The organism is Lysobacter sp. HA18 (assembly GCF_054057595.1).
The window spans coordinates 1,735,990-1,749,198 of record NZ_JBSRZL010000001.1 but is presented as its reverse complement, the minus strand read 5'-3'; the positions used below and the strand labels follow the sequence as shown (position 1 = coordinate 1,749,198).

At 66.4% G+C, this 13,209-nt stretch carries 12 protein-coding genes and 1 other RNA gene; all 13 read right to left on the bottom strand.

Translation table 11 applies throughout. The features are described 5' to 3' along the window. Position 1: 1 nt before the first annotated feature. Positions 2-355, bottom strand: a transfer-messenger RNA (tmRNA) gene (gene ssrA, locus ACVWWW_RS08760). A 52-nt stretch (positions 356-407) separates the two neighbouring features. Next, entirely contained in the window at positions 408-1,109 is a 702-nt protein-coding gene (gene pdeM, locus ACVWWW_RS08755) for a ligase-associated DNA damage response endonuclease PdeM (protein ID WP_051235139.1), read from the bottom strand. Beyond that, the gene (locus tag ACVWWW_RS08750) at positions 1,099-3,834 is read right to left on the bottom strand and encodes a ligase-associated DNA damage response DEXH box helicase (RefSeq protein ID WP_456998674.1); all 2,736 of its coding nucleotides are present in this window, start codon (positions 3,832-3,834) and stop codon (positions 1,099-1,101) included. Before ACVWWW_RS08750 ends, pdeM begins: the two co-directional genes overlap by 11 nt. Then, positions 3,831-5,423, bottom strand: coding sequence for an ATP-dependent DNA ligase (locus tag ACVWWW_RS08745; protein WP_027083071.1), 1,593 nt, complete (start codon positions 5,421-5,423; stop codon positions 3,831-3,833). Before ACVWWW_RS08745 ends, ACVWWW_RS08750 begins: the two co-directional genes overlap by 4 nt. Beyond that, positions 5,420-6,415 (bottom strand): ligase-associated DNA damage response exonuclease, encoded by a 996-nt coding sequence (locus ACVWWW_RS08740; protein ID WP_027083070.1) that lies wholly within the window; start codon positions 6,413-6,415, stop codon positions 5,420-5,422. Before ACVWWW_RS08740 ends, ACVWWW_RS08745 begins: the two co-directional genes overlap by 4 nt. A 235-nt stretch (positions 6,416-6,650) precedes the next feature. After that, a complete protein-coding gene (locus tag ACVWWW_RS08735; RefSeq protein WP_027083069.1) occupies positions 6,651-7,328 on the bottom strand; it encodes an OmpA family protein in 678 nt (225 codons plus the stop codon). Positions 7,329-7,421: 93 nt separating this feature from the next. Next, positions 7,422-8,858, bottom strand: coding sequence for a cryptochrome/photolyase family protein (locus tag ACVWWW_RS08730; RefSeq protein WP_027083068.1), 1,437 nt, complete (start codon positions 8,856-8,858; stop codon positions 7,422-7,424). 4 nt (positions 8,859-8,862) lie between these two features. Then, entirely contained in the window at positions 8,863-9,957 is a 1,095-nt protein-coding gene (alr, locus tag ACVWWW_RS08725) for an alanine racemase (protein ID WP_027083067.1), read from the bottom strand. A gap of 20 nt (positions 9,958-9,977) precedes the next feature. After that, positions 9,978-10,190, bottom strand: a complete 213-nt coding sequence (locus tag ACVWWW_RS08720; protein ID WP_027083066.1) for a KTSC domain-containing protein — start codon at positions 10,188-10,190, stop codon at positions 9,978-9,980. A gap of 9 nt (positions 10,191-10,199) precedes the next feature. Next, a complete protein-coding gene (locus ACVWWW_RS08715; RefSeq protein WP_027083065.1) occupies positions 10,200-11,612 on the bottom strand; it encodes a replicative DNA helicase in 1,413 nt (470 codons plus the stop codon). A gap of 265 nt (positions 11,613-11,877) precedes the next feature. Then, a complete protein-coding gene (gene rplI / locus ACVWWW_RS08710) occupies positions 11,878-12,330 on the bottom strand; it encodes a 50S ribosomal protein L9 (RefSeq protein ID WP_027083064.1) in 453 nt (150 codons plus the stop codon). A 140-nt stretch (positions 12,331-12,470) separates the two neighbouring features. Next, complete coding sequence (rpsR, locus tag ACVWWW_RS08705) at positions 12,471-12,701, bottom strand: 30S ribosomal protein S18 (RefSeq protein WP_027083063.1); 231 nt, start codon at positions 12,699-12,701, stop codon at positions 12,471-12,473. 12 nt (positions 12,702-12,713) lie between these two features. Next, on the bottom strand, positions 12,714-13,136 hold the full coding sequence (rpsF, locus tag ACVWWW_RS08700) for a 30S ribosomal protein S6 (protein ID WP_027083062.1): 423 nt from the start codon (positions 13,134-13,136) through the stop codon (positions 12,714-12,716). Positions 13,137-13,209 lie beyond the last annotated feature (73 nt).

The window sequence follows — 13,209 nt, the reverse complement described above, 5'->3', positions numbered from 1 at the left end:
TTGGTGGAGGTGGGCGGAATCGAACCGCCGTCCGAAGGCACTCCATCCCCGGCACTACATGCTTAGCTCGCCGTTGAGTCTCGTCGCAGGGCAGCACGGCGTGCAAAGCGCACCCTGAAACAAGCCCGCTTTGGGTTAACCGGCGACTGACGGGCAGCCATCACCGGCGATTCCGTGATAATGACCCTACGCAGCGAGCACGGACACAAGCTGTTTCGGGGCTTACGCCTTAAGCGGCGAGAGCGTAGTTGTCGTCGTTGGCAACTAAAGTTTTGCAGCTGGATTAACGAGGAAAGCTACCCCCTCGGCATGCGCCAGGCGATTTCGCGACCCCCGTCGAAGCCAGTGCACCCCCGGGGACAGCATGTATCGCTGACGGGACCAGTATAGGCCCCAATGCCTCCGTCTCAACCTTTCGATCGACGGCGGCTGTGTGCGTATTCAGCGGGTGCCGGACGGCGGATCCACGCGGCCGTTCCCGCGGCGCAGACGACCAGCCCGTCCGCACGCGAGGCATTGACCTGGCAGCCGCCGGTGAATTCGGAGAACGCGGGCAGGACCGTGATGCCGGGTTGCAACCAGAAGACAGGCCAGCGTCGCGGCCCCAGCTCGGCGATTCCGACGCACGGATGGAGATGTCCGCTCAGGACATGCAGCCCTGCGCCCCCCCCCGGCTCGTGGCGCAGCGCGAATGGACCGACGTCGAAGGCCTCGCCGAGCAGTTCGACGTCGAGGCCGGCATCGGCCAGCGCGCGGTCGTGGTTGCCGGTCAGCGCCGCGACCTCGACCTGTTGATGCGCCTCGCGCCACGTCGCCCAGTCATGCAGCCATGCGCTGTCGTTGACTGCGCCGTGCACGACGTCGCCAAGGATCCAGACCGACGTTGCACCGGTGAGCGCGATGGCATCCGCGAGGCGACGCAGATCGCCCATCGTGCCGCCGCGCGGGAGTCCGATGCCTGCACGACGGAACACGTCCGCCTTGCCGAGGTGGAGATCGGACAGGAACAGCCGACGCATGCGCGGCCAGTACAGCGCGCGTGCCGCGAGCAGTTGCATCGCTTCGCCCGCGATGTCCGCGTCGACCCAGGGGCCGTGGTCAGCGGCCATGACGCTTCTCCAGTCGACTCGCTGCGCGCTGCACCCGCGTCTTCCAATCCTCGCTACTGAGCTGGCCGCGCAGACCTTCCGCCCAGAGCGGGAACGCTAGAGGCGTCAGACCGCGAGGGCGCAACAACATCACTTCGCGCGATGCGCAGTCGTCGAGCACGCGTTGCAGGCGCTGCACTTCGAGTTGGCCGGCGAACACCTCGCGCTCGGCGAGTTCCAGCAGCATGTGGTGCGGGTCGTAACGTTGCAGCACGTCATAGAGCAATCCGCTCGACGCCTGCAGCTGGCGCATGCTTTTCTGCGGGCGGCCCGGCACGGTTGGCGGCAACAGCCCAGCGATGCGCGCGATCTCGCGGAACTGTCGACGCGCGAGTTCGCCGAGGTTGAGACTTTCGCGCAGGTCTTCGAACAGTCGTTCGGGCGACATCAGGTCATGCAGCAATTGCTCGTCGATTTGTGGTTCGTTCGCGGGCTTCAGCACGAAGCCGTAATCGTTCGCGGCGTAACCGAACGTGTTGGGTTCGAGACGCCCCCATCGCAACGACACCAGCGCGGCGAGTCCTTCATTGGCAAGTCGACCGGCGAATGGAAACACGAACAGCTGCGTGCCTTCGCGGGTCTTCGTCCACTCGACGAGAAGCTGTCCCGCGCGCGGCAACGATGAAATGCGCGACTGCAGTTCGAGCAAGCCGGCGACGGCGCGCATCTCCGGCACGTCGACCGGGCGCGCGAGCAGGCGCTCGACGCGTGCCGCGAGTTCCATCGACAACGGCTGCTTGATGCCCGTCCACTGCGGCACCTGCCCTTCGCCGGCGGGCGCACGCTTCACGAGCGCGGTCATTGCTTCCATGCGCACGAGCTGCAACATCCGCCCGGAAAACAGGAAGCGATCGCCCGGCTTGAGTCGTGCGACGAAGCCCTCCTCCACCGCGCCCAGCGTGCCGCCGCGAACGAGTTTCACCGCGACGCTCCCTTCGCTGGTGATCGTGCCGATCGACAGGCGATGACGAAGTGCGACGCGCCGATCGTCGACCAAGTAGCGACCGTTCTCATCGCGCACGACGCGTTGGAAGTCCGGGTAATGCTCGAGCGCGCGGCCGCCCTGCACGATGAAGTCGAGCACCGATTGCCAGGCTTCGTCGGCCAGTCCCGTGAACGCATGCGTGCCCCGCACTTCCTGCAATAGTTCGTCGGCATCGAAACCGCCGCCGAGCGCGAGCGTGACGCAGTGCTGCGCGAGCACGTCGAGGCTCATGCGCGGCGGACGTCGCGCTTCGACTTCGCCCGCGGTCACGGCTTCCCGCACCGCGGCGAACTCGACGAGTTCCAGCATGTGCGTTGGCACGCAGACGACGTGGCCCGACTCGCCGGGACGATGCTTCGCGCGGCCGGCCCGCTGCAGCAGGCGCGCGGTTCCCTTGGGGCTACCGAGCTGGAACACCTGGTCGACGGCCGGAAAGTCGACGCCGAGATCGAGGCTCGACGTGGCGACAACGCAACGCACGCTGCCATCTCGCAGGCCCGCTTCGACTTCTGCGCGGATGCTCGGATCGAGCGAGCCGTGATGCAGTGCGAGCGTCGCCGGGTCTTCGGGCCACACCGCCTGCAGCGCCTGATGCCAGAGTTCGGCGAACGCGCGCGTGTTGGTGAACAGCAGGCTGGTGCGGGCTTCGAAGATGCGATCGGCGACGCGCGAGAGTTGCGCGAGGCCGATATGTCCCGCCCACGGAAAACGTTCGCCGGCCTCGGGAAGCAATGTTTCGAGCGTGACGGCGCGTGGTGTCGCACCGGACACGACCACCGACTCGGGCACGTGTGGAAGCAGTACCTCACGCGCTTCGTCGAGATTGCCGAGCGTGGCGGACAGTCCCCAGATTCGCAGCTTCGACGACAGCGCACGCAGCCGCGCAAGGCAGAGTTGCAACAGCACGCCGCGCTTGGTGCCGAGCAGTTCATGCCACTCGTCGACGACGACGCAACGCAGCGACGTCAGCCGTTCGGCGGTTTCCGGATACGACAGCAACAGGGCGAGCGACTCCGGCGTCGTCACCAGCGCATCGAGCCGGCCGTCGCGCGCCAGCTTCTTGTCACGTGCACTCGCATCACCGGTGCGCAGGCCGATCGCCCAGTCGAGGCCCAATGCATCGGCAGGTTCGCGGAGCGCGCGCAGCGTGTCGGTGGCGAGCGCACGCAGCGGCGTGATCCAAAGCACTTTGAGGTCGCGCGTCTTGTCATTTGCGATGGCCCCGCCCTGCGCGTCGGCGATGGCCTCGATCAACGGGCCGCCGAACGCGGCTAACGTCTTGCCGCTGCCGGTCGGCGTATGCAGCAGCCCGCTGTCGCCGCGTAGATAGCGCGACCAGACGTCGCGCTGGAACGGTGCCGGCGACCACCCGCGGCTGGCGAACCAGGCGGCAAGCGCCTGCTTCGGGTCATGCGATTTCAAATGACGCGCACGCCGAACTTGCGACGGCAGGTCGATGACACCTTCGAGCGCGCAGATCGCGTCGCCTTCGCCTGTCTGCTGCTCGCGCTCTCGTGCACGTTCGGCGCGTGCGTGCGCTTCAGCACGACGCCGTTCCGACGCAGCACGCCGCGACTTCTCGCGACGTATCGATTCCACCGTCTGCCGCGGCGCGTCGGGATCGGGCCGCTCGGGATACGCCGCGTACGGGTCGTCTTCGCCGTCGGGCGGCATCAGGCCCTTCAACAACCAGCCGCTCATCGCGCCAGCGCTCGCAGCGTGTCGAGCTTGTCGGCGTCGCGCGGCGTCTTGTCCTGACGCCAGCGCAGGATGCGCGGGAAGCGCACGGCGATGCCCGACTTGTGTCGGCTCGACTTGTTCACCGCTTCGAAGCCGAGTTCGAACACGTGCACGGCTTCGACGGAACGCACCGGGCCGAAGCGCTCGAGTGTATGCGCGCGGATCCAGCGATCGAGCGCGAGGATCTCCTTGTCGTCCAGCCCGGAGTACGCCTTGGCGACCGGCACCAGCGCGTCGCCGTCCCACAGGCCGAACGTGTAATCGGTAAACAGCGTGCTGCGTCGACCGTGCCCCGACTGCGCGTAGATGAGCACGGCGTCGATGTTCAGCGGATCGATCTTCCACTTCCACCAGTCGCCGCGGCGACGTCCGACCTGGTACGTCGACGAGCGACGCTTGAGCATCAGCCCTTCGACGCCGCGTTCGCGCGCGGCTTCGCGCAGCGACAGCGCTTCCGTCCAGTCACCGGCATCGACCACGGGCGACGGCACGATCCGCGGGTCGTTGGTGGACGACAGCAGGTCGTCGAGCATGAGCCGTCGTTCGGCGAGCGGCACCTCGCGCAGGTCGCGGCCGTCGAGTTCCAACAGGTCGTAGGCGAGCACGCAAACGGGCGTGTCGGCGAGCGTTTTCGGACCGGGCTTGCGGCGCTGGATCCGCGTCTGCAGCGCAGTAAACGGCATCGGCTGCTCATCGCCAGCGCGCCACGCCATCAGTTCGCCATCGATGACGCAATCGCGCGGAAGCAGCGTCGCGGCGTCTTCGATCTCGGGAAAGCGTCCATCGAGCCGTTCTTCGCCGCGTGACCACAGCGCGATCTCCGGTCCGCGCCGGATTAGCTGCAGGCGGATGCCATCCCACTTCCATTCGAGCAACCAGTCCTCGATGGCGCCGAGGCTTTCGGCTTCCGCCTCCAGCGGTGATGCAAGGAAGAACGGATAAGGCTGTTCGCGATCGCCCGGCAATTCCTCGGGATTCAGCAGGTCGCGCAGGAAGTTCGGCGTCGGCGCCCAGTTGCCGAGCATGCGTTGCGCGATGCGCGCGATGTCGACGCCCGACATCTCGGCGAGCGCCTGCTGCACGAGGCGCTGCGACACGCCGACGCGCAGCGCACCGGTCAGCATCTTGTTGAATGCGAGTCGCTCGTCGGCGCACAGCGATTTCCAGCCATCAACGACGGCTGCGCGACGCAATGCGGGGTCGCGCCCTGCCACCGGGATCAACCGCTTCGTGATCCAGTCATGCAGCGGGATATCGACCAGGCCCTTCGGCGGGTCGTCGAATAGAAGCGTCAATGTCTCCGCGAGATCGCCGACGTGCGCATGGCTGTCCTCGAACAGCCATTCCGGCATGCCGGTTTCCTGCGTCAGCCATTCGCGCAGTTCGCGCGTGTTGGCGATTTTCGTGAGCTTACCGCCGGACAATAGCCAGAGCGCCCAGACCGCGTCTTCCGGCGGCGCGTCGCGGAAATATGCGATGAGCGCCGCGCGCTTATCGAGCGTCGCGGTGCTGCGATCGAGTTCCGTGTACAGAGCGGCGAAGCGCTTCATTCGGCTTCACCGCCGTAATCCGTGGCGAAGGCCTCGGCCGCGATACCTTCTTCGATGAGCGCGCGGATGATTGCGTCGGTGTTGCCGTGCGTCGCAATAACGCGGCTCGCGCCGGTTTCGCGGATGGTGCGCATCAGGTCAGGCCAGTCGGCGTGATCGGAGACTACGAAGCCGCGGTCGTAATTGCGACGCCGACGATTGCCACGCACGCGCATCCAGCCGGATGCAAAGCCCGTCTGCGCGCGACGGAACCGTCGCATCCACAGGCTACCTGCCGCGGACGGCGGTGCGATCACGAGTTCGCCCGCGAACTCCGCGCCCTTCGCCGTTTCGGAAACGGGCAATGTCTCGACCATGCGGATGCCGGCGTCGCGATAGACCTGCACGCCGGCCGCGACCGCGCCGTGCACGAACACGGGACGATCGGTCCACATCGCGAGTTCCGCAAGTACGCGTTGCGCCTTGCCGAGCGCGTAGCAGAGCAGCACTGCGGCTTCACCGCGTGACGCGCAGTGATCCCGCCACTCGACGATCTCGCGCGCGACGTCGCTGGTGTCCGGCCAGCGATAGATCGGCAGGCCGAACGTCGCCTCGGTGATGAAGGTGTCGCAGTCGACGACCTCGAACGGCGCGCAGGTTGGATCGTGCTGGCGCTTGTAATCGCCCGATGCCACCCAGACCTGCCCGTCCGCCTCGATGCGCACTTGCGCGGAACCCAGCACGTGACCGGCGGAGTGGAACGACACGCGCGCATCGCCAATCTCGAACGATTCGCCGTATTCGAAGGTGCGATACGCCTGCTCACCCAGCCGCCAGCGCAGGATCGGCAGGCCATCGCGTGCGGCGAAGTATTCGGCGTTGCCCGGGCGCGCGTGGTCGCCATGACCGTGCGTAATCACTGCACGTTCGACGGGTTTCCACGGGTCGATGTAGAAGTCGCCCTGCGGGCAGTACAGCCCTTCGCGACGGAGGACGACGAGATCGGATGACATGGAGCGACCGTAGGCGGTGGAGCGTCAGCGCACCGACAAAGGCGCAGGGCGACGGTAAGGCGATGCCGTCTCACCTGACGTGACGCGTCGGTCGCGCCGGCATCGCCATTCACAATCGACGCAGGTACGCGAGTACGGCCGGTCGCGCGTCACCTCAACGCGGCTTGTTTATGGACCGCCAAAAAGAAAGGCGGGGCGCCGAAGCACCCCGCCTTCCCCCGCCCGATCTGTTCGATCAGCCCTGGCGCAGCGGCACCAGCGTGATTTCGACGCGGCGATTGCGCGACCAGCACGATTCCGTGTTCTCGGTGCACAGCAGCTGCGTTTCGCCACGGCCGACGACGACCATGCGGTCACGCGTCACGCCGCGCGTCGTCAGGTAGCCCGCCACCGACTCGGCGCGCTGCTGCGACAGGTTGAGGTTGTAGCTGGCATCGCCGCGCTGGTCGGTGTGACCGGCGACGTTGATGACCGTCTGGTTGTACTGCGTCAGCGTGCTCGCCAGGTTGTCCAGTACCGGACGGAACTGCGACTGCAGCGCCGAGCTGTTCGTACCGAACGTGATCGCGTCCGGCATGGTCAGCACGATGTTGTCGCCCTGACGCGTCACGCCGACGCCGGTGCCCTGCAGGCTGTCGCGCAGCGCGCGTTCCTGGCGGTCCTGATAGTTGCCGACGGCGCCGCCGGCGAGTGCGCCGACGCCTGCACCGACGAGTGCACGCTGGCGACGTTCGACTGCGTCGTCGCCACTGAGAACGCCGGCGACCGCGCCGACTGCTGCGCCGATCAGCGCGCCGTTGCGCGTGCGGTCATTGGTGTCGGGATTGGTGCTGTAGGAATTCGGATTCGTCGCGCAACCGGCGACCATCGCGCCGATCAGCGCGGTAAGAACGAAGGTGGAAGCAGTCTTCATGGAGTGGCCCTCTAGGCTTTGGCGTGGCCACGCTAGGTGCGCCATCGTCACCGACAGGTGAGGAAGAGCACGCTCGTTCAGCGTCCAGAGGTATTAGTCGTCACCGCGTCGTGCATCGCGTGATTTGCGGTACGCGAGGAGCGCGTCATCGCGACCTTTCGCGAGGTCGACGAGCGGTGTTCTCGGGTACGAGGGCGCAACGCGGGCGAGAAGTTCCGGGTCGCGCCACGGTGCATGACGCAACGGCACAGGAATCGATGCGAGTTCCGGAAGCCACTGTGCGACGTACTCACCGCGCGGGTCGAAACGCTCCGCCTGCGTCACCGGATTGAACACGCGAAAGTACGGCGCTGCGTCCGCACCTGTACCCGCGACCCACTGCCAACCCATCGTGTTGTTCGCGAGGTCCGCGTCGACCAGCGTGTCGCGGAACCACTCCGTGCCCGTGCGCCAATGCACGCGCATGTGCTTGCACAGGTAGCTCGCGACGATCATGCGCACGCGGTTGTGCATCCACCCCGTCGACCACAGCTCGCGCATGCCCGCGTCGACGATGGGCACGCCGGTGCGTCCGCGACGCCAACGATCGATCGCGGCGCGGCCGGGCTTGGCCCAGTCGAAGTTCGCGAAGCGTTCGTCGAGATCGCGATCGGGCGTATGCGGAAAATGATGCAGAAGATGCGTAGCGAATTCGCGCCATACGAGTTGGCGCAGGAAGGCGTCGATCTGTGCATCCGGAACGCGACCACGCTGCGCTTCGATCGCATGCACCACGCGCCAGACCGCGATCTCACCGAAATGCAGATGTGGCGACAGCCGCGACGTGCCGATTCGATCCGGCCGATCGCGTCCTTCGACATAGCCGTGCAACGCGCCGTCGACGAACGCTTCGAGCGCTTCGCGCGCGCCGGTTTCGCCCGGCGTCCAGTGCGACCAGAAGCCGCCGTCCCAAGTGCGCTCAGGAGTCAGGCGAAGCTGGTCGATCAGCACACCCGCCGGGCCGTCGTCGCTGTGCGCAATGCGGTCGGGAGCATCCTGCGGCGACGTCGGCGCCCAGTGCGCGAGCGCGGCGCGATAGAACGGCGTGAATACGCGATACGGGCCGCCCTTCCCTGTCTTCAGCGTCCACGGCTCGAACAGCAGGGCAGCGTTGAAGCTTTCGACCTGCAGCCCCTGCTCGCGCAGTTCGCGCTTGATGCGTGCATCGCGCGCTTCGACCGCGGGCTCATAGCGACGATTCCAGAACACGGCCTCCGCACCGGTCGCGGCAGCGATGCCGGCGAGCGTCGGGCCCGCATGCCCGAGAAAGAATCGCAGTGCGTTGCCGTGCCGATGCAATGCGTTGTCGAGCGATTGCAGCGATCGCGCACGCCATGCGTTCGAGGCCGCACCGGGCGCCCACTCGCCCTCGCCGTCCGGGTCGTGGATGTAGACGGGCACGACATCGAAGCCGCCATCGATCGCGGCCTGCAACGCCGGGTTGTCGTCGAGCCGCAGGTCGTTCCGGAACCAGACGATCGCGACGGGCATGGCGTCAGCGTTCGAGGAAACGGACGCGTCGCGTGATCGAACAGGTCAACTCGTAGCCGATGGTGCCGGCCGATGCTGCGATGGTTTCGACCGGCAACTCCGGCCCCCACAAGGTGACCGGATCGCCAACGCGTGCTTCGGGAACGCCGCGCAGGTCGATCGTCATCAGGTCCATGGAGATGCGTCCGATCACTTGCGTGCGATGGCCGCCGACGAGAACGGGGGTGCCTGCGGGCGCCGCGCGTGGATAGCCGTCGCCATAGCCGATGGCCGCGACGCCTACGTCCATGTCCTCGGGGCATTCCCACGTGCCGGCGTAACCGATGCGGCCACCCTTGCAGACGCGGTTCACCGCGATGAGGCGCGTCGACAGCGTCATCGCCGGACGCAAGCCGAAGTCCTCGCCGGTGCGGCCATCGACCACGGAGATGCCATAAAGCGCGCCGCCCGGACGGATCCAGTCGTCATGCGCATCGGGCCAGCCCAGCACCGCTGCAGAGTTGGCGAGTGATCGCGCGCCGTCGAGATCGGCGGTCACCGCGCGGAACACCTCCATCTGTTCGCGCGTCTGTGCGCCGCGCGACGGGCTGTCCGCGAAATCGTCGGACGCCGCGAAGTGGTTCATCAGCACGACGTTGCCGACCGCGCCACCGCGCATGGATATCAGCCGCTTATACGCGGCGCGAAAAGCATCCGGCGCGAAACCGAGCCGATGCATACCGCTGTCGAGCTTGAGCCAGCAATCGATCGGCTCGCCGGGCGCGGCCTGTTCGAGCATTTCGAGCTGCGAGACGTGATGCACCGTCGTCCACACGTTCAAGCCGCGCAGGCGTTCGATGTCCGACGGTTCGTCGAAGCCCGAGAGCAGCAGGATCGGCTGCGAAATGCCGGCGGCGCGCAGGCGCTCTGCATCGGACAACGCGGCGACGCCGAACGCATCGGCACCTGCCAGCGCACGCGCCACACGCTCGAGGCCGTGGCCGTAGCCGTCTGCCTTCACCACCGCCATCACCCGGCTGCGCGGCGCGCGGGCGCGCACCTGGCCGAGGTTGTGACGCAGGGCGTCGACGTGGATGGTCGCGGAGGTCGGTCGTGCCATCCGCGCATTCTAAGGCGGCGTCAGTGCACCTGCTCGAAGCGGTAACGGTCGCGCACGCGCTCGCTGAAATAGTGGCCGCGCGAGCCGGCCCGCATCATCCGCAGCACTTCCTGCTCGGGCACATCGAAGTACTGGTAGACGCTGCCGCTGGCGAATTCGATCTCCAGCACCTGGCGCGCCGGGTCGTAACCGACGCTGCTCAGGGCTTCGGAGTCAAGGGGGATGCGCTCCACCCGGCGAAATTATTCGAACGAACCGATCGAGTCGTGTGAAAGGTTGTCGAAGCGGGTGTATTCGCCGAAGAACTTCAGCTTGAAGGAGCCGGTCGGGCCGCTTCGCTGCTTGCCGATGATGACTTCGGCGAGGCCCTTGTCCGGCGAATTTTCCTTGTTGTAGTAATCGTCGCGGTAGATGAAGACGATCATGTCGGCGTCCTGCTCGATCGCGCCGGATTCGCGAAGGTCGGCCATCACCGGCCGCTTGTCGGTACGCGTTTCCAGCGATCGGTTGAGCTGCGACAGCGCGATGATCGGCACACCGAGCTCCTTGGCCAGGCCCTTCAGCGAGCGCGAGATCTCGGAGATTTCCGTCGCGCGGTTCTCGTTGTTGCCGGGCACCGACATCAGCTGCAGGTAGTCGATGACGATCAGGCCGAGGCCGTGCTCGCGCTTGAGGCGTCGTGCCTTCGACGACAGCTTCACCGGCGACAGGCCCGGCTCGTCGTCGATGAACACCTTGGCCTCGCGCAGCTGGCGGATCGCACCCGTGACACGGCTCCAGTCCTCGTCTTCCAGCTGACCGGTACGCAGGCGCTGCGCGTTGACGCGGCCAACGGACGAGATCAGGCGCATCGCGAGCTGCGACGCCGACATTTCCATCGAGAACACCGCGACCGGCAGGCGGCTCTTGAACGCCGCGAACTCGGCGATGTTGAGCGCGAGCGTGGTCTTGCCCATCGCCGGACGCGCGGCAAGGATGATCAGGTCGGTCTTCTGCAGACCGGCGGTGAGTTCATCGAACTCGGTGTAACCGGTCGGAAGGCCGGTGACGCCGCTGCCGTTCGCATAGCGCGTCTGCAGTTCGTCGAACGCTTCCGACAGCGCCTTGGTGACCGGCGTGAAGTCCTCGCGCCCCGTGCGGTTGGCCTGCGAGATCGCCAGCACTTCGCGCTCGGCTTCCTCGAGGATCTCGCCGCTCTCGCGGCCGTCCGGTTGGAACGCGTTGTTGACGACGTCGGTGCCGACTTCGATCAGCTGCCGCAGGATCGCCTTGTCGCGCACGATCTCCGCATACGCGGCGATGTTCGCAGCCGACGGCGTGGTGCTCGCGAGTTCGATCAGGTACGCACCGCCGGCAACCGTTTCCGACTGCCCCATCGACTCGAACCATTCACCGAGCGTCACCGCATCGAACGGGCGGTTCTTCTCCGCGAGCTCGCGGATCGCGCGATAGATGAGCTGATGGTCGCGACGATAGAAGTCGCCGTCGCTGAGCTGGTCGGCAACGCGGTCGTAGGCGTCGGGCGCGAGCATCAAACCGCCGAGCACGGCCTGCTCGGCCTCCACGGACTGCGGCGGCACCCTCAACTGGTCGACGCGTTGCTCGGCGCGCGTCTCGAAGCGCTTTTCGTTGCGGAAGCCGGCGCGTGCACTCATCGTCGTTGCTGCTCTCTGCCGCGTTCGCGGCGCGATGTTCCCCGCCGCATCCTAGCCAGCGGAAGCCTGCGTCCGTTGCAGATAAGTCTGTGGGTAAGTCGGGATAAGTCGCAGCCGTTGTCGCACGGCGCTGTCTCGCGGATTGCGATCACGAACGGGCTGTCCGCGCCGTCCGGATTCGCGCCACGCAGACGCTGTTTTGCGCGGCCGGAAACGACGAAGGGCGCCCGGAGGCGCCCTTCGGCTTGTCGCGATGATGCGTGGATCAGGCCTGTTCGCCGACCACGATCACCTTGACGGTCTGCTCGACGTCGGCGTGCATGCGCACGATGACGTCGTACTCGCCGGTGCGGCGGAACGGGCCTTCGCCCAGCACCACTTCCGACTTGTCGACCTTGTGGCCGAGCTTGGACAGCTGCTCGGCGATGTCGCGCGGCGTGACCGAGCCGAACAGCTTGCCTTCCGGCGAAGCGTTGGCGGCGATCGTGACCTCGGCGCCTTCCAGCGCGGCGCGGCGGGCTTCGGCGCCCTCGAGCTGCGCCTTGGCCTTGGCTTCGAACTCGGCGCGGCGCGCCTCGAAGTCGGCCAGGTTCGACGCGGTGGCCGGCGTGGCCTTGCCCTGCGGAACGAGGAAGTTGCGGCCGTAACCCGGCTTGACGTTGACCTTGTCGCCGAGGCGGCCGAGGTTAGTCACGTTCTGGAGAAGAATGAGCTGCATGGTGATGCTCCGTATTCGTTAGTGGCGGCCCGGCGTCTGCCGGTCACCGCCACAGCGGATCGCTGTCCGAATGGAAAAAGTCGCGGTGTTTCGTCGAAGAGCCCGCGTGTTGACGCGGACTCCCTACGAACGACGCGTACTCAGGCGTTGTGGTTGTCGGTGTACGGGATCAGCGCCAGGAAACGGGCGCGCTTGACCGCCGTGGCCAGCTGGCGCTGGTACTTCGACTTGGTACCGGTGACGCGGCTCGGGACGATCTTGCCGGTCTCGGTGAGGTACTGGCGAAGGGTGTTGAGATCCTTGTAATCGATCTCCTTGATACCTTCGGCCGTGAACTTGCAGAACTTGCGGCGACGGAAGAACTTGGACATGGGTCGGATTCCTTAGGCGGCTTCGGCGGTGTCGGAGGCGTCGGCAGCGGGTGCACCGTCGCCATCGTCGTCACGGCGGCGGCGATCGCCACGCTCGCCCTTGTCGCCCTTCTCGTCCTTGAACTTCATGATCAGCGACTGCTCGGTGTCCGCACCGTCGCGCTTCATGACGAGGTGGCGGAGCACCGCGTCGTTGAAGCGGAAGCTGTCGACCAGCTCGTTCATCGTGGCCTGCGAGGCCTCGATGTTCAGCAGCACGTAGTGAGCTTTGACCAGGTTCTGGATCGGGTACGCCAGCTGGCGGCGGCCCCAGTCTTCCAGGCGGTGGATCTTGCCTTCCGCGGTTTCGATCAGCGACTTGTAGCGCTCGATCATCGCCGGGACCTGCTCGCTCTGATCCGGATGGACCAGGAACACGACTTCGTAATGACGCATTTTCGTTTCCTTGTGGATACGGCGCGTGGCGCCGGGCAGCTCCCTGCGTGCAGCAGCAGTGGAGCAAGGTCGC

What these genes read in the sequence shown, in the direction of transcription:
- pdeM (WP_051235139.1), bottom strand. Translation starts at nt 1,109, where the DNA reads ATGGCCGCTGACCACGGCCCCTGGGTCGACGCGGACATCGCGGGCGAA.
- ACVWWW_RS08750 (WP_456998674.1), bottom strand. Translation starts at nt 3,834, where the DNA reads ATGAGCGGCTGGTTGTTGAAGGGCCTGATGCCGCCCGACGGCGAAGAC.
- ACVWWW_RS08745 (WP_027083071.1), bottom strand. Translation starts at nt 5,423, where the DNA reads ATGAAGCGCTTCGCCGCTCTGTACACGGAACTCGATCGCAGCACCGCG.
- ACVWWW_RS08740 (WP_027083070.1), bottom strand. Translation starts at nt 6,415, where the DNA reads ATGTCATCCGATCTCGTCGTCCTCCGTCGCGAAGGGCTGTACTGCCCG.
- ACVWWW_RS08735 (WP_027083069.1), bottom strand. Translation starts at nt 7,328, where the DNA reads ATGAAGACTGCTTCCACCTTCGTTCTTACCGCGCTGATCGGCGCGATG.
- ACVWWW_RS08730 (WP_027083068.1), bottom strand. Translation starts at nt 8,858, where the DNA reads ATGCCCGTCGCGATCGTCTGGTTCCGGAACGACCTGCGGCTCGACGAC.
- alr (WP_027083067.1), bottom strand. Translation starts at nt 9,957, where the DNA reads ATGGCACGACCGACCTCCGCGACCATCCACGTCGACGCCCTGCGTCAC.
- ACVWWW_RS08715 (WP_027083065.1), bottom strand. Translation starts at nt 11,612, where the DNA reads ATGAGTGCACGCGCCGGCTTCCGCAACGAAAAGCGCTTCGAGACGCGC.
- rplI (WP_027083064.1), bottom strand. Translation starts at nt 12,330, where the DNA reads ATGCAGCTCATTCTTCTCCAGAACGTGACTAACCTCGGCCGCCTCGGC.
- rpsR (WP_027083063.1), bottom strand. Translation starts at nt 12,701, where the DNA reads ATGTCCAAGTTCTTCCGTCGCCGCAAGTTCTGCAAGTTCACGGCCGAA.
- rpsF (WP_027083062.1), bottom strand. Translation starts at nt 13,136, where the DNA reads ATGCGTCATTACGAAGTCGTGTTCCTGGTCCATCCGGATCAGAGCGAG.